Source organism: Streptomyces sp. KL116D (assembly GCF_030766975.1).
Classification (GTDB): Bacteria; Actinomycetota; Actinomycetes; order Streptomycetales; family Streptomycetaceae; genus Streptomyces; species Streptomyces longispororuber_A.
Genome location: NZ_JASERH010000099.1, coordinates 1 through 18697, shown reverse-complemented (window position 1 = coordinate 18697; position 18697 = coordinate 1). Strand labels below are relative to the sequence as shown.

Below are 18697 nucleotides of genomic sequence, written 5' to 3'. Positions count from 1 at the left end.
GATGACGGAGCGATCAGCAGCGGATGCGTCATCGCAGCATCCGGTAGGTCGAGCGCCCATGCGTTCCAACGATGCTGCGGCAGAGGTGTCGAGTGTGGTCCGGCGCAGAATTGCGAAGCGGGCGTGTCAGCCGCTTGCGGTTCTTTGCGCACGAGTCACCGCATGACGACAGACCCAGTGCGACGAGCAGGATGAAGGCCTGCCCGCGCAACGGCGTTCGGATGCAGCGGTGCCGGGTGCGTTTGTAAGTCCAGCCCCGATGGCTCAACGCACTCGCCATGCGGGCGGAGGTCACCGTTCAGCGCAGGCGTTCGTCTCGGCCGTACCCTTCGCGTAGTCCTTGATCAAGGCAAGCATGTCCTTGGCGCTTGCCGTGTGCGTCGTGCGAGCCGTCACCCACAACGATGCCTCCGTCTCTGGCGAAGGAGGGCACTGCACACGACCGACGGCACCGGTCTTGGCATAGATGAACCGACCGTCGTCCGTTGCAAAGTCCGAAGGTTCGACGCCGATGGCGGATTGGGCCACATCGTGGGCCGAGGCGCCCTCAGTCCGCGTCTCAACACTGCTTGAGAACACCACCTCGCCATCGACCTGGAGCCGGCAGCGATCAACGCCCACCGTGGAGGTCGGCTGCTCGGAAATCTTCTTTCCCGGTGGCAGGACTGGCTCCAGGGAGGTGTTCGAGACCTGCGCGCCACACAAGTTGTTTGGGACCGCGTACTCGCGCTCCGGCACCGGCGAAGAACACGCACCGACTGAGATGATCAGGAGGGCTGTACCGAGTGCGGCGGTGAGCAGGTATCCCCTGTTGTGCGCCATCACGTACGTACTCTCTTCCGTTGCGTTCGCCAGTGGTGCCGAGGATGGGCCGGGACTTTGGTTGATGTCGCCATCGATGTCACCCAAGCTGCGGGGTAAGTCTGGAAATTCGGGGGGGCTGCCGATCGGGGCACCTCGGAGGAAGCAATCGATCAGCGGTTTGGGAGTTCGAGCGGCATGTCGCACCCGGCTTTTCCGTGTGCGAAATTGGCTGCGTTCTTGGCCAGCTTGATCAGCTCACTGCGTGTCGAGTCTCCGCCTGGCCTTCCGAGTTCGACGGAAAGACTGATGTTGTACTGCTGGCTCCGGTTCTCAACTTCGGAGATGCATGGAATGAAGATGGCTGCAAAGTTTCCGGAGGCGACCGCCTCGGCGCCTGCCGGGAATGACGTGAGTGATCGTACGAAACCATCGCTCAGCGCTGTTGTCTTCACCCATTTCAGCCAGCTCGCGCCTGACTCCGATGCCAGCGATTCCGTGCGCGCGTTGAGCAGGATCTTGTTGCTGTCCCCAGTGACCTGACACATGGATCTGTAACTGAGGCCCGTAGTGTCATGTCCGCCGGAAATGGAGTCGTCGAACGAGTAGGAAGACCTGGAAGGCAGCACCATCCGCAGAACTACAGTCGATTTGGCGCGGGAGCCCAACGATTGACAGATCTCGGCTGAGTTGACCTCCCCCTGGCTCTTGAACGGGTGGAGTTTGAAGGCGTAGGCACACACCGCGGCGAGTATCAACAGGGAGGCTGCGGCAGTAACAAGTAGATTGGGGCGATTGAGTCTCAAGGCCTAGTCTTCCGTGGCGGGTACCGGAATTTCCTCTGACTGCTCGACAGCAGTTGTGTAGCTTTCGATCAGAGATTTCATTGGGTCTGAATCATCGTGCTTGCTGTCGGTTACCTGCACGGCGGAAATAGCCGCCGCTGCTGAGGTCGCTCCGTGTCGAGTTCCTTGGCCTTGCCGTGACCGTCAAGGTAGGTGTTGGTGTCTTCGCAGGCGTCGTTGGAACAGTCCAGCTCACTCGCGACGGTCAGTCATTCAATGGCGCAGGAACCTGTCCAGGAATATTCGACTCCGCGGAGCATCCGAGTTCTTTCACCACGGACCTGGTGACGGACATGAGAACGTTCAACCCGTCAGTGGACTTCGCCTTGGTGGACGGCTTGCCGCCCCAGAGTTCTGCTTTCACTGCGGGGAGTGTGCCGTTCGAGCCCTTGGTGCGGCACATGAAGTAGATGTCTCCCGAGGATGAGCTCGTCATCTTGGCGTACACGCCTACGGGGTAGTACGCGGCACCGGAGGTCCGGTTTGCGAGGTCGCGCTTCATGTTCGGTTCGTAGGAAATGGCCGTGAACTCGATCTGAACTATCGGTGCTGGGCTCGACTTGCCGGATGCTGCGATGGTGCATCCGCGACTGATCGCTCCGTCGTCTTGGACGTGTCGAGCGACGTTGGCCGGTGAGAATTTATGCACCTCTTCAAATTCCGAGGCGTTTCCCATGCGTTCCAGCGATGCTGCGGCAGAGGTGTCGAGTGTCTCGGCGCAGATTTTCGGCGCGGTGGTGGAATTCGCTGAAGATTCCTTCTCGCCCGAGTCGCTGCACGACGAGAGGCTCAGCGCGACGAACAGTGTGACAGTCACCGCGCGCACCGGAATTCGGGCACATCGGTTCCGAACCGCCCGGTGTGCAGCCCTGGATGCACTGTCGGGCTGGCACCGATAGCCGGGCACACTCAGAATTTGGGTGGAAGTCACAGATCGGCTCAGGCTTTCGTCTCGGAATGCTCTTGGCGTAGTTCTTGATCAAGTCGAGCGTGTCCTTGGCGCTTGCTGTGTGCGGCAGCATTCGGGTAGCTCTTGTTGTGCGCAAACCCGTACATGCTCACTTCCGTTGAGTTTTTAGTGGTGCCGTGGAGGTGGGGTCAAGGTCGATTTCACCCGGACTGCGCGGAGTGTCAGTGGTCCTGGAGTTTGAGCGGCATGTCGCACCGGGCTTTTCCGTGTGCGAATGTGGCTGCGTTCTTGGCCAGCTTGATCAGCTCGCTGCGTGTCGATTCTCCGCCTGGCCTTCCGAGTTCGACGGAAAGACTGATGTTGTACTGCTGGCTCCGGTTCTCAACTTCGGAGATGCATGGAATGAAGATGGCTGCAAAGTTTCCGGAGGCGACCGCCTCGGCGCCCGCCGGGAATGCCGTGAGTGACCGTACGGAACCATCGCTCAGTGCCGTTGTCTTCACCCATTTCAGCCAGCTCGCGCCTGACTCCGATGCCAGCGATTCCGTGCGCGCGTTGAGCAGGATCTTGTTGCTGTCCCCAGTGACCTGACACGTGGATCTGTAACTGAGGCCCGTAGTGTCGTGTCCGCCGGAGATGGAGTCGTCGAACGAGTAGGAAGACCTGGACGGCAGCACCTTCCTCAGGATGGCAGTCGATTTGGTGCGGGAGCCCAGCGATTCGCAGACCTCGGCTGAGTTGATCTCTCCCTGGCTCTTGAACGGGGGGAGTTTGAAGGCGTAGGCGAACACCGTGGCGAGTATCAGCAGGGAGGCCCCGGCAACCACAAGGAGTTTGGGGCGAGTGAGTCTCAAGGCCTATTCTTCCGTGTCGAGTTCCTTGGCCTTGCCTTGGCCGTCAAGGTAAGCCTTGGTGTTTTCATGGGCGTCGTCGAAGCCCGTCTGTGAGTTGGTGGCGACAGAGGCTTCGATCAATGGGTAGCGATGGCCAGAGTTTTCCCCCGCTTTCCGTGCGGCTTCCTCGACCATGGCGAAGGTTGAGTTCTTGGTTCCTTCGAAGTCCTTTCCGTTGCGGTAGATCACTTCGTTGGAGCTGTCCTTCATGGACCCTTCGACGATCTTGCCGATGATTTCATCGGCTGCCGTCCCGGCCAGATCGCCAGCTACAGCAGCCCCTGGTCCGGTGAAAGGTGCTGTTCCCAACCCGATACCAATGCCGACCGCCGATCCTCCCCAGGTACCTGCTCGCTCCAGTGCCTCGTTGTATTCCTTGTCCTTCGCAGCGCCCTCCAACTCGCTCTCGAGAGCACGGCCACCGCCGATCAACCCTTCTACCTCACCTGCGGTTCGCGCGATTTCGTTAGCGCCTTGCTGCAGGTGCTGCTCTTGAGTGAAGTGAGGATCGGTTGCGTATGCATCCGGGTTCTGGAAGTGGAACTGCATCAACTGGCTGGTATAACTGGCCTGGCCGAGATTTACCGCGGTGTAGCCCTCAGGGTTTCTTCCCACGGTGTACAGGAATCGCGTAATGTCCTGTTCTTTGAGTGTCGCCGTGCTGCCGGCATTGGGGAAGAGTTGTTCGTCGCTGTCTCCGGCAGCATGGAGCCCACGATGAATATCTGGCATGTACTCGGCCGCGATCTGTCCCATGCTGTCGGACATGTAGCTGTTCTTGCTCAGGCGTTCCGGATCCTCGGATACCGAGGAGACGATGTTCTCCAAGAGCTTCGCCTGGCTGGCGCTGTGCGCAGGGGTGTCCAGGGTGGGGTATTCCCCTGCCGGGTGACCAGTCGTTGCGGCTTCCAGTGCCAATGCGAGGTTGTTCTTTCCCGTATTGACCTCGTCCCCTGAGAGGTTTCTCTCCGCAGGCCATTCCCGTTCTTCGAAAAGGTATTGGAAGTTGGACAGATCCTTCTTGGCCTTGTATGTGTTGTCGTCGTCCGAGTCCCACTCAAATGGATTGTCCGGGTCGTTCTTGGAAACATACTCGTGGTTGAAGAAGTCGGTGGCCGCGTCTGGACTGTTGGACAGGCCTTTGAGATAGCCGGTCAGTGGATCGCTGCCGCTGTCTCCACCGTCCTTGCCCATGAAATTGAGCCGCTGGTCCGCCCCCATGTGCTGCCAGGCAGTGTTGCCGTTCTCCCCCTTGCCGGTGAGCTGCCGCTCGGTCTCCATGAGCGCGTCGCCGTACTGGGTCATGAACTTGTCGTCGTAGTCGCCCACCCGCATGAGATTGCTCATGACTTGGAAGCCCATGGGGCCGCTGCCGTTGGGGCCCAGATGCTTGTCACCCGACTCGATCACCGTGCGCTTCCAGTCGGCCATGGCAACCGAGTCGCTTTGCGAAGCGCTGGCGAGAGTCAAGCTCAGGTTCCGCTGGAGATCGTCGAGCTGGTCCTTGCGGGCCAGGTACAGATCGCGATTTCCGTAGGGGTCTGTGAACCCGGTCCAGAACTCCAACGTCTTCTTCGCCCCTAGAACGGTGGCGAACCGTTCCGAGAACAGTTCGTCGTTCTTGTACTTCTGCAGCCCGGCGTTGATTCGGTCGAAATCCTCGACCGTGAGATCCTCGGGCTTCTTCTTCGCGATTCTGGCCAGGTCCTCGGCTTCCTTGATGGCCGCAGCCGCGTCGTCCCGGTCCTTGTACGTCGCGTCGGAGAAGCCGAGTTCGGTCTGGTCCGCGATCGCCTTGAGGACCTCGTTCGCGGAGCTGTCGCTCTCGGCCGCGTTCTTGAGGATCTTCTCGATCTCGTCGCGCAGCGCGGTGATGTCGTGCTGGTTGTCCTTGTCCGTGTGGGCGCGGCCCTCCGGCGGGACGTTCGAGGTGACCGTGAAGCCGCCCTCGTAGCCGATGACGGTGATGTTCTGCTTGCGGCCCCGTTCCACCGCGTCCTCGAGCTGGCCCTTGTACTTCTTCAGCTCTCCCCGGGTGTCGCGGAGGATGTTGTGAACCGTCGTGGCCTGCGTGTGGGCGTCCGCGAACTCGCCGGCGGTCTTGCCGATGAAGCGCTTGGTCACCTGGGAGTTGAGGCCGGACCAGTCCGCCTTGTTGGCGGCCTGGTGCAGGCCGTCCTCGGCCCTGGTCTTGAGGGTCAGCAGGTTGCCGACGAGGTCGCCCCAGTCCGTGACGGCGTCGTCGAGCAGCTTGAAGTTGGCGTGGTACAGCGCGTCGAAGTCCATCAGTCGTCCTTCTTGTCGCTGGGCTTGCCGTAGTACGCGGGGTTGCGGCGGCCCTCTTCGCCGACCCGTTCGTCGAAGCCCTGGTCCAGGGCGTCGATGCTGCTCATCTGGCGCTGGATGTAGTGCTCGTCCCCGGCATGGACCTTCTTCGTGGTCTGCATGTGGTTGGAGATGTGGGCGCACGCATCCATCAGGGAGCTCAACTGCTCGCTCCAGCGGCTCGCCACGTGCTGGAGCCCCGAGCCGACGGAGAAGCCCTGCCCCAAGAGGTCGGCGGCGGCTTTGGTGCTGCTCGCGTCGGCGATGCGGGCCTTGTCCCACAGCAGGTGGTAGAGCTCGCCCGCCTCGCCGCCGATCTTGGCCAGATCGCGATCCGAGACCTTCAGATCGCCGGTCCTGCCGGGCAGCGCCGGGCTGCTTCCATCGAGGCCTCCGCCGTCGACCGTGTTCAACTGCATATGGGTTGACTGCCGGTCGGCCGCGCTCGCCTTGGCCTGTTCCCACTCGTCCCATGCCATGGGTGAGTACCTTCCCCCGTGTCGTGATTGCTGGTGCGACTATCGGATGCACTGGCTTCGATCAACCTAGCAACGCGGCTGGCAAGATCACGCAGCGTGGTGGTGTTCTCACGGATGTGAGGGGAGGGGGGAATTGGGGCCTTTTACTGCGATTCTGTAGGGGCTGGGGTGCGCGGCGGGTTGCCGTAGCGGGGGAGGTTCGTCGTCGGGATCGTCCAGCCCGCGATGTCGATGTCCTCGTCGTAGACGAAGTCCTTGCGCGATGAGTAGCGCGGGCCCGACGGGGTCGAGTGGATGTCCGTCATGATCGCGCCCGTTCCCGTACGGGGATCGAAGATCACGTAGACCTGGATGCCCATGACCGGGTAGTCCCGCATCTTGCCCACCCAGTCGTTGTCCGGGTTGGACCGGGAGACGACTTCGATCGCGGCGACGAGTGTGCGCGGATCGAAGGCGCCGTCGCCCTCCATGTCGGTTTCTGCGATCACCATGACGTCGGGGTGGCGCATGACTCCTGCTGCGGCATCCTCCACGTCGGGCGTTCCCGTGTGCGCCAGCAGCTCCTCGGGCAGCACCACGTCCAGACGTCTGCGGATGCGCAGTGCGGTCAGTTCGTGGGGCTTGGCCGGCGACATCATGTCGTGGACGATGCCTTCCTTGGTGATCTCGAATTTCCCCGGGAGGGTGTCGTCCATCGACTGCACGAACTCCCGCATCGTCCGGTAGAGGTGCGCGGCCATGTGCTCGCTGTCGGGGGCGATGGACATGTCGCTCGCTCCGTGTCGTTGCTGCTCATGGGCAGGAGTCATGAGTCTCATGCTAGGCGGCCCCCTGCGCCCCGGCCCCGCATGCGCGGCACAGGCCAGGTTCCGTCGCGCGGAACGCTCGGTCGCAGCCGTCGCAGTTCTGCAGGGGTGCCGGGCGGGGTGCCGTTGAGGCTGTGGGGAGTAGGTGGGGGCGTGGCGGCAGCGGGGGTGGCAGGAGGTTCGTCAGACGGTGGGAAAGGAGGGCCGCCGGGTGGTGGACCGGCGATGTGGGAAGCGCTGAGGTCAGGGTTCTGCGTACCGCCTCCGGCGTGATGTTCCTGTCCAGCCAGGCTGTCACCGCCGGAGCGAGGCGGGCCACGTCGCGGGCGGGGAGCGTGAGGCGGGGGTCGTCTCGGCGGAGGGAGGCGAGGATGCTCACCGCGGGGTCGGTAGCGTCGAGTTCCGGTGGCGGGAGGGGAGTCGCCTGATTGCTGCGCTGCGGTGGGGTTTGTGTCGGTCCGGCTGCGGTTGCGGTTGCGGCTGCGGTTGCGGTGCGCGTGGGACGGGCCCCGGGGTTGTTGTACGACGTCGTGTGCGTGACCATCTGGCCCGACGGCAGGCGTCGGCGGGTGCGGGACAGGTAGCCGTGGGACTCCAGTTCGCGCAGGGCCCGCGCGATGCGGACCTCGCCCTCCGGGAAGCGGGCGGCCAGCGATTTGATCGTGATGCTGGCGCCGGGCGGGAGCGACTGGATGTGTCCGGCCAGGCCGATCGCCGTGAGGGAGAGCTCGCGGTGCTGGAGCAGGTGGTTGCCGATCACCGTGTAGCGAGTCGGGTGCCGGACGTGCACGTGCCGTACGCCGCCACTGCGTGTGGCTACCGCGCGTGATGTGAGTGGAAGTCCGGGGCGCGCGCATACGGGGGCGCTAGGCTTGTTCGTAGCCATCGGGAAGGGTTCGCTTCCTGGGTGGTCAGGCCCTCGCAGTGGGATGGCAGTCCCGGCGGGGGCCGAAGTCTGTGTGGGGTTGTTGAGCTTGAGCTTCAACTTGTGTCGTGAGCGTGGTCGGTGAACTGCGGCCCACGCAAGTTGAGTTGGCGATCGCCACTCTTGTGAGTGACGCCGGGTGAGTCGTCGGGTGTGCGCGGCCGGGGTGGTGGGGAAGGGATTTTCCCTCAACTATTGGTAGTTGAGCGCGGGAGCCGCCGGTTGCTCGTGCACCGGGGCGTGGAAATCCCGATCCGGTGACCGAGATCTGTCCCGCGGCGGGCGGGGGCTGGGCTCGGTGATCCAGGATGAGGGCATGGCCTCATCGTCGTCGCTCGACTCCGCCGTCGTCCTCGTCACCGGGATCATGGCCTCCGGCAAGTCCACGATCGCGCAGTCTCTCGCCGAGCGGCTGCCGCGGGCCGCGCACGTGCGGGGGGATCTGTTCCGGCGGATGGTCGTGTCGGGGCGGGTCGAGTACGAGCCGGGGGCCGGGGCGGAGGCCGAGGCTCAACTCCGGTTGCGGTACCGGCAGTCGGCGCGGGTGGCCGAGGGGTACGTGCGGGGCGGGTTCACCGCCGTCGTGCAGGACGTCGTGCTGGGGGAGTACCTCCAGGAGTACGTCGAGTACGTGGACGGGCTCGGCGTGCGGCCGGTGTACGTCGTCGTGCTCGCGCCCCGCGCCGACGCGGTCGTCGCCCGGGAGGCCGCCCGCGGCAAGAGCGGGTACGGCGAGTGGGGGGTGCGCGAGCTCGACCGGGTGCTGCGGGAGGAGACTCCTCGGATCGGGTTGTGGCTCGACACGTCCGACCTCACCGTGGACGCGACCGTCGATGCCGTTCTGGCGGGGCTGGCCGAGGCTCGCGTCGGGTGAGCAGGCGCGGTCAGCGCGGGGCGAGGCCGGTGCGGCCGTCCAGGAGTTCCCGGGCGGCGTCCAGGTGACCCAGGTGGCGGGCCGTCTCCTCGATCATGTGCAGGACGATCCAGCGCAGGTCGGTGACGTCGTCGTCGAGGTCCCCGTCGTGGCGGCCCAACGGGCGTGCGTCCAGGGGCGTCGAGGCGAGGACGGCGTCGGACAGTTCGCACTGGGAGCGGTAGAACGCGATGACCTCGGCCGTCGGGTGCTCTGACGACAAGGGGTTCGTCGGGTTCTCCGGGTTCTCCGGGTTCTCCGGGTCCGCAGGGTTTCCAGGGTTCGCAGGGTCTCCAGGGTTCGCAGGGTCTCCCGGGTTCGCCGGGTTCGTCTCTTCGGTCGGCCACGGCAGCGGGGGCGCCGTGCCCCGGGTCACCTCCTGGAACCAGTGACGTTCCGCGTGCCCCAGGTGTTCGACGAGGCCGATCGGTGTCCATCCCGAGGGCAGGACCGGGGTGCGGAGCTGGTCCTCCGTGAGTCCTTCGAGGATCGCCAGGGCTCCGGAGCGCTGTGCCCGGAGGAAGTGGTGGAGGGCCCCCGATTCCCCTGTCGTGGGGCAGGGCGGAGAGGACGGAGAGGGCGGGGGCGTCTGCGTTCTGTTGGCGGGCATGGGCAGCCTTCCCGTGGCTTGGATGCGGGCGTGGGCGTGGGCGTGGTCTCCGGGGAGGGGGACTTCCGCCGGCCTGCGAAATCATCGGTGCCGGCCCGAGCATGCCGAAGGGGCGTCCCGCCGCAGCGGGACGCCCCTTCGTGAACATGCAGCCCAGCGCCGTCGAGCTGCCGGAGGCCGTAACCGGAATCGAACCGGTGTGCTTCGCTTTGCAGGCGAATCCCTAAACCACTCGGGCATACGGCCGTGTTCTCCAACTGGTTCGACCGTAGGCGCCCCGCCGATCCCGCCTCAAGGGTCCGGCCCGCCCTGCAACGCGACTGCCACACGCCGTTCACGATCCGGGCCGGCCGCCCCGGGGACGTACGACGAAGGGACCACCCACAACCCCGTCTCCGGACAGGGGTCAGTCGCCCGGACGCCCCTTACTCTGATCCGCATGACCGCCCTCGAAGACGACATGGACGTCGTTGCCCCCGCCTCCGTCCGCGATGCCGCTGCCCACATATCGGGCGGCGAGCCCGGTGAGCCCGAGGGCGTGCTCGGCAAGACCTATCGCGCGCTCAGCATCGGCATCGTCACCGTCGTCCTCCTCATCGCCTTCGAGGCGACCGCTGTCGGCACCGCGATGCCGGTCGCCGCGCGCGAGCTGGACGGGGTGTCGCTGTACGCCTTCGCGTTCTCCGGGTACTTCACGACCAGCCTGTTCGGGATGGTGCTCGCCGGGCAGTGGGCCGACCGGCGCGGGCCGCTGGGGCCGGTCACCGCCGGGATCGCGACGTTCGCCGCCGGGCTCGTGCTCGCCGGGACCGCGGGCGGCATGTGGCTGTTCGTCGCCGGGCGGGCCGTGCAGGGGCTCGGCGGCGGGCTGGTCATCGTCGCCCTGTACGTGGTCGTCAGCCGCGCCTACCCGGAGCGGCTGCGGCCCGCGATCATGGCGGCGTTCGCGGCGAGCTGGGTGGTGCCGTCCGTCGTGGGGCCGCTGGCGGCGGGGGCCGTCACCGAGCACGTCGGATGGCGGTGGGTGTTCCTCGGGATCCCCGTCCTCGTCGTCCTTCCCCTCGCGCTCGCGCTGCCGCAGATCAGGCGGCGGGCCGGCGGGCCGCCCGCGGGCGCCGTGGGCGACGGCGGCGTCGACCGGCGGCGGATCCGGCTGGCGTTCGGGATCTCGCTCGGCGCGGGGCTGCTCCAGTACGCCGCCCAGGACCTGCGGTGGCTGTCCCTGCTGCCCGGTGCGGCCGGTGCCGCGCTGCTCGTGCCGTCCGTGCTCGGGCTGCTGCCGCGCGGCACGTATCGGGCGGTGCGCGGGCTGCCGTCGGTGGTGCTGCTGCGCGGGATCGCGGCCGGGTCGTTCATCGCGGCCGAGTCGTTCGTCCCGCTGATGCTGGTCACCCAGCGCGGGCTCTCGCCGACGCTCGCCGGTTTCTCGCTGGCCGCGGGCGGTGCGACGTGGGCGCTCGGGTCGTGGGTGCAGTCGCGGCCGCGGCTCGAACCGTACCGGGACCGGATGGTCGCCGGGGGCATGGTGCTGGTCGCCGCCGCCATCGTGACCGCGCCGAGCGTGCTGATCGAGGCCGTGCCGGTGTGGATCGTCGCGGTGGCGTGGGGCTTCGGCTGTCTGGGGATGGGGCTCGTCATCTCCTCCACGAGCGTGCTGCTGCTCCAGCTGTCCGCGCCCGAGGAGGCCGGGACGAACTCCGCCGCGCTCCAGATCTCCGACGGCCTGTCGAACGTCGTGCTGCTCGCCGCCGGGGGCGCCGCCTTCGCCGCGCTGGGCGGGGGAGCGGTCGGGCACGGGGTGACCGAGGGCGCGACCGGCTCGCACCCGGGGGCGTTCGTCGCCGTCTTCCTGCCGATGGCGGTGGTGGCGCTGGTCGGGGCCTGGGTCGGGACCCGGCTGCGGGAATCCCGGTGACGACGGCCAAGCGGCCAGCCGACCAGCCGTCACCGGAATCCCGGTGACGTGACGGCGACTCCCCGTGCACGGCGGGCAGTTGATCTGTGATGCGTGTCGCAACCGTCCCCGGCCCGGCCTCGTCCACCGCGCTCGTCAACACGCTCACCGGTAGGGTGGCCCGGTTGTCATACGTAGCCGTGCCGTCCAGCCCCAGTGATTCCGGAGACCGTGACTACTACCGCCGCCTCCTCGTCCCACCACCTCTCACCCGCCTTCCCCGGCCGCGCCCCCTGGGGCACCGCCAACAAGCTGCGCGCCTGGCAGCAGGGGGCGATGGAGAGGTACATCCAGGAACAGCCCCGCGACTTCCTCGCGGTCGCGACCCCTGGCGCCGGCAAGACGACCTTCGCGCTCACCCTCGCCTCCTGGCTGCTGCACCACCACGTCGTGCAGCAGGTGACCGTGGTCGCGCCGACCGAGCACCTGAAGAAGCAGTGGGCCGAGGCGGCCGCCCGCATAGGCATCAAGCTGGACCCCGAGTACAGCGCGGGCCCGCTCAGCAAGGAGTACGACGGCGTCGCCGTGACGTACGCCGGTGTCGGCGTGCGCCCGATGCTGCACCGCAACCGCTCCGAGCAGCGCAAGACGCTCGTCATCCTCGACGAGATCCACCACGCCGGTGACTCGAAGTCCTGGGGCGAGGCGTGCCTGGAGGCGTTCGAGCCGGCCACCCGCCGCCTCGCGCTGACCGGTACGCCGTTCCGCTCCGACACCAACCCCATCCCCTTCGTCCAGTACGAGGAGGGCAACGACGGCATCCGGCGCTCGTCGGCCGACTACACGTACGGCTACGGCAGCGCGCTGGGCGACGGCGTCGTGCGGCCCGTCATCTTCCTCTCGTACAGCGGCAACATGCGCTGGCGCACCAAGGCCGGTGACGAGATCGCCGCGCGGCTCGGCGAGCCGATGACCAAGGACGCCATCAGCCAGGCCTGGCGGACCGCGCTCGACCCGCGCGGCGAGTGGATGCCGAGCGTGCTGCGGGCCGCCGACGCCCGGCTCACCGAGGTCAGGAAGGGCATCCCGGACGCGGGCGCCCTCGTCATCGCCTCCGACCAGGAGTCCGCGCGCGCCTACGCCAAGCTGATCCGGGAGATCACCGGCAGCAAGGCCACGCTCGTCCTCTCCGACGACACCGGCGCCTCGAAGCGGATCGACGACTTCGCGGCGAGCGAGGACCGGTGGATGGTCGCCGTGCGCATGGTGTCGGAAGGCGTCGACGTGCCGCGCCTGGCCGTCGGCGTGTACGCCACCACCATCTCGACGCCGCTGTTCTTCGCGCAGGCCGTCGGCCGTTTCGTACGGTCCAGGCGGCGCGGCGAGACCGCCTCCGTCTTCCTGCCCACCGTCCCGGACCTGCTCGGCTTCGCCAACGAGATGGAGGTCGAGCGCGACCACGTCCTCGACAAGCCGAAGAAGGACGGGGAGGAGGACCCCTACGCCGAGTCCGAGCAGGAGATGGACGAGGCGAACAAGCAGCAGGACGAGGACACCGGCGAGCAGGAGCAGTTCTCCTTCGAGGCGCTGGAGTCCGAGGCCGTCTTCGACCGGGTCCTCTACGACGGCGCCGAGTTCGGCATGCAGGCCCACCCCGGCAGCGAGGAGGAGCAGGACTACCTCGGCATTCCCGGACTCCTCGAACCCGACCAGGTGCAGCTGCTGCTCCAGAAGCGGCAGGCCCGGCAGATCGCGCACAGCAAGAAGAAGCCCGACAGCGAGGCGGATCTGCTCGAACTGCCCGCCGAGCGGCGGCCCGTCGTCTCCCACAAGGAGCTGATGGAGCTGCGCAAGCAGCTGAACACGATGGTCGGCGCGTACGTCCACCAGAGCGGCAAGCCGCACGGGGTGATCCACACCGAGCTGCGGCGGGTCTGCGGCGGCCCGCCGAGCGCCGAGGCGACCGGCGGGCAGCTGCGGCAGCGCATCGCCAAGGTGCAGGAGTGGGCCACCCGCATGAAGTGACGCGGGGGTCATGTGCGGGCAATCGCGTACAACTCAGGCCGGGGACTGACCGGATTCTGGACGGAGTCTTCCGCTCAGCGGGACGTCCTCGCTACATTCCCGGCAACGCACACGCTCCGTGGCAGCGCCGCCCCGGACTGCAGCCGGTATGCACGTGCACAGCCCAGCGCCTGATCACCGACCGGCGGCCTCTGACGCGCGTCGCCCACGGGACAGGCGGCGGGGCAGCCACGTCCGAGCCGCCGACCCTCACCACTAAGGAGTGGGCGTCGTGACCGCGGAGACCTCCCAGACGCTCGACCGGGGACTGCGCGTCCTCAAACTGCTCGCCGACACCGACCACGGGCTGACCGTGACCGAGCTCTCGAACAAGCTCGGCGTCAACCGCACCGTCGTCTACCGTCTGCTCGCCACGCTGGAACAGCACGCCCTCGTCCGCCGCGACCTGGGCGGCCGCGCCCGGGTCGGGCTCGGCGTGCTGCGCCTGGGCCGGCAGGTCCATCCGCTGGTGCGGGAGGCCGCACTGCCCGCACTGCGCTCGCTGGCCGAGGACATCGGGGCGACCGCCCATCTGACGCTGGTGGACGGTACGGAGGCGCTGGCCGTGGCCGTCGTCGAGCCGACCTGGACCGACTACCACGTGGCGTACCGGACCGGGTTCCGTCATCCGCTCGACCGGGGGGCCGCGGGCCGCGCCATCCTCGGGGCCCGGCAGGGCGTGCTGCCCGAACACGGCTACACCCTCACCCACGGCGAGCTGGAGGCCGGCGCGAGCGGTGCCGCGGCGCCGCTGCTCGGCGTGACCGGGATAGAGGGCAGCGTGGGCGTCGTGATGCTGGCGGACGCGGTGCCCGAGCGGGTCGGCCCCCGGGTCCTCGACGCCGCCCGCGAAGTGGCCGACGCGCTGCGCTGAACCCGGCACCGGGCCCCTTTGGCCGACCGGCCAAGCGGGCCCCTCCCTTTCTGGCCGATGTTCCCAACCCCACTGCCTGCCCGCTCAGCATCATCAGGGCGACAACCAGTGCAGGGGTGAGGGGAGCGGTGCCGTGGAGACGGTTCGTACACGTCCGGACGGTGGTCCGGGAAGCGGTCTCGCGGCGCGGCTGACGCGGCGCCAGGACGTGGCGGCGGCCGCCGCCACGGGCACCGCGCTGCGCCGCACCATGGGCATGTGGCAGCTGACCCTGCTGTCCGTCGGCGCCACGCTCGGCACCGGCATCTTCGTCGTCCTCGGCGAGGCGGTGCCCGACGCCGGGCCCGCCATCGTCGTGTCGTTCGCGCTCGCCGGGGTCACGGCGCTGTTCTCGGCCCTGTCGTACGCCGAGCTCGCCGGCATGATCCCCGCGTCCGGCTCCTCGTACAGCTACGCGTACGCGACGCTCGGCGAACTCGTCGCCTGGGTGTGCGGCTGGTGTCTGATCCTGGAGTACGGGGTGTCGGTCGCGGCCGTCGCCGTCGGCTGGGGCCAGTACGTGAACGAGCTGCTCGACCTGACGGTCGGCGTCACCCTGCCCGACGCGCTCAGCGCGCCCCCGGGCGCGGGCGGCGTGCTGAACGTCCCGGCCGCGCTCATCGTCGTCCTCGCCATGGTCGTGCTGCTGCGCGGCGCCAAGGAGAGCGCCGTCGCCAACGTCGTCATGGTCGGCGTGAAGGTGGCCTCCCTGGTGATGTTCTGCGCGGTCGCCTTCACGGCGTTCCACGCGGGCAACTTCCAGCCGCTGTTCCCGCTCGGCGCCGCCGGGATGAGCGCGGGCGCCGCGTCCCTCTTCTTCTCGTACATCGGCTTCGACGCGGCCTCCACCGCCGGCGAGGAGGCGAAGAACCCGCAGCGGGACCTGCCGCGCGCCATCATCCTGTCCCTCGTCCTGGTCACCGCGCTGTACGTGCTCGTCGCCGTCGCCGCGCTCGGCGCCATGCCGTGGCAGGACTTCGGGGGCACCGAGGCGACGCTGAGCCAGGTGCTCGTGCAGGCCGTCGGCGGCGGCAGCCTCTGGCCGATCCTGCTGTCGGCCGGTGCGGTCGTGGCGACCACGAGCGTCGTGCTCACCGTCCAGTACGGGCAGATCCGCATCCTGTTCGCCATGTCGCGGGACGGCCTCGTGCCGCCCGTCTTCTCCCGGGTGCACGCGAAAAGCGGGGTGCCGCGCGCCAACACCGTGATCGTCTCGTCCTTCATCGCCGTCCTGGCCGCGCTCGTCCCGCTGGGCAGCCTCGCCGACGCCACCAGCATCGGCACCCTGTTCGCCTTCGCCCTGGTGAACATCGCCGTGGTGCTGCTGCGCCGCCGCGACCCCGACGCGCCCCGCAGCTTCCGGGTGCCGCTGTCGCCGCTGGTGCCGGTGCTCGGTGTGGTCTGCTGCGGCTACATGCTGTTCAGCCTCGGTACGGACACCTGGATCGCGTTCGGCGCGTGGATGGCGGTCGGGCTCGTCGTCTACCGGCTGTACGGGATGAAGCACTCCAAGCTCAACTCCGCCCCCGAGGAGCAGTCGTGACCGCCCCCGCCCCCGCCCCCGCCCCTGTTCTCGAACTCGGCTCGGACGTCGTCGCGTTGACCCGCGCGCTCGTCGACATCCCCTCCGAGAGCGGCGACGAGAAGCCGCTCGCGGACGCCGTCGAGTCCGCGCTGGCCGCACTGGCGCACCTCACCGTCGAACGGGTCGGCAACTCGGTCGTCGCCCGCACCGGCCTCGGCCGCCCCGAGCGGGTGATCGTCGCCGGACACCTGGACACGGTGCCCGCCGCCGGGAACCTGCCCGCGCGGCAGGAGGGCGACCTGCTGTACGGGCTCGGCGCCTGCGACATGAAGGGCGGCGTCGCCGTCGCGCTGCGGCTCGCCGCGACCCTGACCGCGCCGTCGCGCGACATCACGTACGTCTTCTACGAGTGCGAGGAGGTCGAGGGCGACCGCAACGGGCTGCACCGGATCGCCACCGAGCGGCCCGAGCTGCTCGCCGCGGACCTCGCGATCCTGATGGAGCCGTCCGACGCCGGGGTCGAGGCGGGCTGCCAGGGCGTGCTGTGCGCCGACATCACGGTGCGGGGCGCGCGGGCGCACACGGCGCGGGCCTGGCGGGGCGTCAACGCGGTGCACCGGTCGGCGGAGGTGCTGCGCGTGCTCGACGCGCACGTGCCGGAGCGGGTCGTCATCGACGGCCTGGAGTACCGGGAAGGGCTCAGCGCCGTCGCCGTGCGGGCCGGGGTCGCCGGGAACGTCGTCCCCGACACCTGCGTCATCTCCCTCAACGCCCGCTTCGCGCCCAGCCGTTCGGCCGCGGAGGCGGAGGCGTACGTGCGGGGGCTCTTCCCGGCGGAGTACGAGTTCGAGGTGACGGAGGTCGTGCCCGGGGCCCTGCCGGGTCTCGACCGGGCGGCCGTGGGGTCGCTGGTCCGGTTCCTCGGGGTCGAGCCGCGGCCCAAGCTGGGGTGGACGGATGTCGCGCGCTTCACGGAGCTGGGGGTGCCGGCGGTGAACTTCGGGCCGGGTGATCCGGTGCTGGCCCATACGGCCGAGGAGTACGTTCCCGTGGGGCAGCTGGTCGAGTGTGAGCGGAAGTTGGGCGCCTGGTTGCGCTGACGCGCCGCGGCTTCGAGGTTTCGTGGGCGGCTGCGGGCCGGTGGGGGCTGGTCGCGCAGTTCCCCGCGCCCCTGAATGCCTGCGGCTTCGGCTGTGGGCCGGTGGGGGTTGGTCGCGCAGTTCCCCGCGCCCCTGGATGCCTGCGGCTTCGGCTGCGGGTCGGTGGGGGTTGGTCGCGCAGTTCCTCGCGCCCCTGGATGCCTGCGGCTTCGGCTGCGGGTCGGTGGGGGTTGGTCGCGCAGTTCCTCGCGCCCCCTGGAGATGCGCACTTCGTGCGGCATCTCCGGGCCGGGGAAGGCTGCGCGCAGCGCATGCCTTCAGGGGCGCGGGGAACTGCGCGAGCAACCCACCACGACCCGCACCCCGCGACGAAGGACCTGCCCGGCAGACGCAGTCGGTGGTGTTCAGGCGGAGTCCAGTCGGGCCGTGAGCCACAGGATCAGGCGCTCGTCCGGGTCGTCCAGGTCCAGGCCCACCTGCTCCCGCGCCTGCCGGAGGCGGTACCGGCAGGTGTTGGGATGGACGGCGAGCCGCTTCGCCGCGCCCGCCATGTCGCAGCCGGCCTCCAGCCACGCCCTGACCGTACGGGCGTAGTCCGTACCGTGCTCCGCGTCGTACGCCCGCACCCGGACCCACGCCCCCTCCATCAACTCCCGCCGCCCGCCCAGGAGTTCACCGAGCCGCAGCAGGGTCACCCGGGCCTGGACGTCGTCCACCAGCGCGACCGGCAGCTCCGCCGAGAGGCAGCGCAGCACCAGATCGGCGTCGTCCCGGGAGTCCGCGGCGCGCGCGAGCCCCGGCACCAGCGCGCCGAGCCCGGCCCGCACGGGGGTGCGCAGCGCTTGTCCCGCCCGCTCCACGATGTCCTGCGCGAGCCGCTTGTGGCGGGCGGCGCCGCGTTCGCCGGTGGCGGGCAGCAGGGCGTAGACGACCCCGTCGACCAGGACGCAGGCGTGCCGCCCGTAGCGCGCCTCGCACTGCAGCCGGACGAGGTCGAGGAGGCGCAGCGCCGTCCGTTCGACGTCCGGTGCCGTGCTGGCGCCCGCCGGGACGAACGCCGCCACCCGTACCGGCTCGGTGCCCGCGCCCAGGCCCAGCCGGTGCGCGGCGCCGGCCGGGTCGACCGTGCCGTCCAGGACCCGGCGCAGCAGGTCCCCGCCGAGGTGCCGGGCCAGCTCCTGCGCGGCGCGGGCCCGCAGCAGCAACAGGGCGGCGGTGGACGCCCCTTGGGCGAGGGCGTCCTCGGCGTCGGGGGCGAGACCGCCGTCGTCGACGACCCACAGCGAGCCGAGCGTCTCGCCGCCCGCGCGCACGGCCACGGCGATCCTGGGCAGGTTGTCGGCGTCGAGCGCGGGCAGCCGCAGCGGGACGTCGGCGGCGAACAGGGCCCGGTACTGCTCGGCGTTCTCCGGGCTGTCGGGGACCTGGAGGCCGAGGATGCCGTTGCGCCGGTCCTCGTCGACGGCCTGCCCGGGCACGGTCGAGTAGGCGAGGATGCGCTGGCGCGGGTCCTCGATGGCGGTGGCCCCGCCGACCGCCGCGGCGACGGCGTCGGCGAGCGCGAACAGATCGCCGCCCGGCGTCGGCGCACCGCCCGCCCCGGCGCCCGCCGCCGCGGACAGCAGCAGGTGGACGCGGTGCCAGGCCGCGTCCTCGTCGACCGTGAGCAGGGCGATCCCGGCCCGCTCCGCCGC

The 18697-nt window shown here is 68.7% G+C and carries 16 protein-coding genes and 1 tRNA gene; 7 read left to right on the top strand and 10 right to left on the bottom strand.

What is annotated here, in order from left to right; genetic code table 11:
• Positions 1-291: 291 nt before the first annotated feature.
• The 7 genes from RBJ77_RS39480 to RBJ77_RS39450 form a co-directional block, all read right to left on the bottom strand.
• On the bottom strand, positions 292-909 hold the full coding sequence (locus RBJ77_RS39480) for a hypothetical protein (protein WP_372349380.1): 618 nt from the start codon (positions 907-909) through the stop codon (positions 292-294).
• 65 nt (positions 910-974) lie between these two features.
• Positions 975-1544: a hypothetical protein gene (locus RBJ77_RS39475; RefSeq protein WP_372349379.1), complete on the bottom strand. Its 570-nt coding sequence runs from the start codon at positions 1542-1544 to the stop codon at positions 975-977.
• Positions 1545-1851: 307 nt separating this feature from the next.
• Entirely contained in the window at positions 1852-2463 is a 612-nt protein-coding gene (locus tag RBJ77_RS39470; protein WP_372349378.1) for a hypothetical protein, read from the bottom strand.
• A gap of 314 nt (positions 2464-2777) precedes the next feature.
• The gene (locus tag RBJ77_RS39465) at positions 2778-3347 is read right to left on the bottom strand and encodes a hypothetical protein (RefSeq protein ID WP_372349377.1); all 570 of its coding nucleotides are present in this window, start codon (positions 3345-3347) and stop codon (positions 2778-2780) included.
• 66 nt (positions 3348-3413) lie between these two features.
• Complete coding sequence (locus tag RBJ77_RS39460; protein ID WP_372349376.1) at positions 3414-5735, bottom strand: hypothetical protein; 2322 nt, start codon at positions 5733-5735, stop codon at positions 3414-3416.
• Positions 5735-6253 (bottom strand): hypothetical protein, encoded by a 519-nt coding sequence (locus RBJ77_RS39455; RefSeq protein ID WP_372349375.1) that lies wholly within the window; start codon positions 6251-6253, stop codon positions 5735-5737. Before RBJ77_RS39455 ends, RBJ77_RS39460 begins: the two co-directional genes overlap by 1 nt.
• Before the next feature lie 143 nt (positions 6254-6396).
• The gene (locus RBJ77_RS39450; RefSeq protein ID WP_372349374.1) at positions 6397-7020 is read right to left on the bottom strand and encodes a Uma2 family endonuclease; all 624 of its coding nucleotides are present in this window, start codon (positions 7018-7020) and stop codon (positions 6397-6399) included.
• Between the two features lie 625 nt (positions 7021-7645).
• Here RBJ77_RS39450 and RBJ77_RS39445 point away from each other — a divergent pair.
• Entirely contained in the window at positions 7646-7888 is a 243-nt protein-coding gene (locus tag RBJ77_RS39445; RefSeq protein WP_372349373.1) for a hypothetical protein, read from the top strand.
• 412 nt (positions 7889-8300) lie between these two features.
• On the top strand, positions 8301-8858 hold the full coding sequence (locus tag RBJ77_RS39440) for an AAA family ATPase (RefSeq protein ID WP_372349372.1): 558 nt from the start codon (positions 8301-8303) through the stop codon (positions 8856-8858).
• A 10-nt stretch (positions 8859-8868) separates the two neighbouring features.
• On the opposite strand, the gene RBJ77_RS39435 is transcribed toward RBJ77_RS39440, so the two are convergent.
• Positions 8869-9507, bottom strand: a complete 639-nt coding sequence (locus RBJ77_RS39435; RefSeq protein WP_372349371.1) for a DinB family protein — start codon at positions 9505-9507, stop codon at positions 8869-8871.
• A gap of 174 nt (positions 9508-9681) precedes the next feature.
• Positions 9682-9753: transfer RNA gene (locus RBJ77_RS39430), tRNA-Cys, on the bottom strand.
• A 193-nt stretch (positions 9754-9946) separates the two neighbouring features.
• Here RBJ77_RS39430 and RBJ77_RS39425 point away from each other — a divergent pair.
• The 5 genes from RBJ77_RS39425 (at position 9947) to dapE (ending at position 17003) form a co-directional block, all read left to right on the top strand.
• Positions 9947-11422, top strand: coding sequence for an MFS transporter (locus RBJ77_RS39425; RefSeq protein ID WP_372349370.1), 1476 nt, complete (start codon positions 9947-9949; stop codon positions 11420-11422).
• Between the two features lie 210 nt (positions 11423-11632).
• Positions 11633-13426 carry a DEAD/DEAH box helicase gene (locus tag RBJ77_RS39420; protein WP_255982053.1) on the top strand — a complete coding sequence of 598 codons (1794 nt, stop codon included), beginning with the start codon at positions 11633-11635 and terminating at the stop codon, positions 13424-13426.
• A 271-nt stretch (positions 13427-13697) separates the two neighbouring features.
• Positions 13698-14339 (top strand): IclR family transcriptional regulator, encoded by a 642-nt coding sequence (locus RBJ77_RS39415; protein ID WP_255982055.1) that lies wholly within the window; start codon positions 13698-13700, stop codon positions 14337-14339.
• A gap of 133 nt (positions 14340-14472) precedes the next feature.
• On the top strand, positions 14473-15921 hold the full coding sequence (locus tag RBJ77_RS39410) for an amino acid permease (protein ID WP_372349369.1): 1449 nt from the start codon (positions 14473-14475) through the stop codon (positions 15919-15921).
• Positions 15918-17003: a succinyl-diaminopimelate desuccinylase gene (gene dapE / locus RBJ77_RS39405; RefSeq protein WP_372349368.1), complete on the top strand. Its 1086-nt coding sequence runs from the start codon at positions 15918-15920 to the stop codon at positions 17001-17003. The genes RBJ77_RS39410 and dapE overlap by 4 nt, the downstream gene beginning before the upstream one ends.
• A 404-nt stretch (positions 17004-17407) precedes the next feature.
• Here the strand turns inward: dapE and RBJ77_RS39400 are convergent.
• Positions 17408-18697 (bottom strand): PucR family transcriptional regulator (locus tag RBJ77_RS39400; RefSeq protein ID WP_372349367.1); only part of this gene is annotated, 1290 nt, incomplete at its 5' end.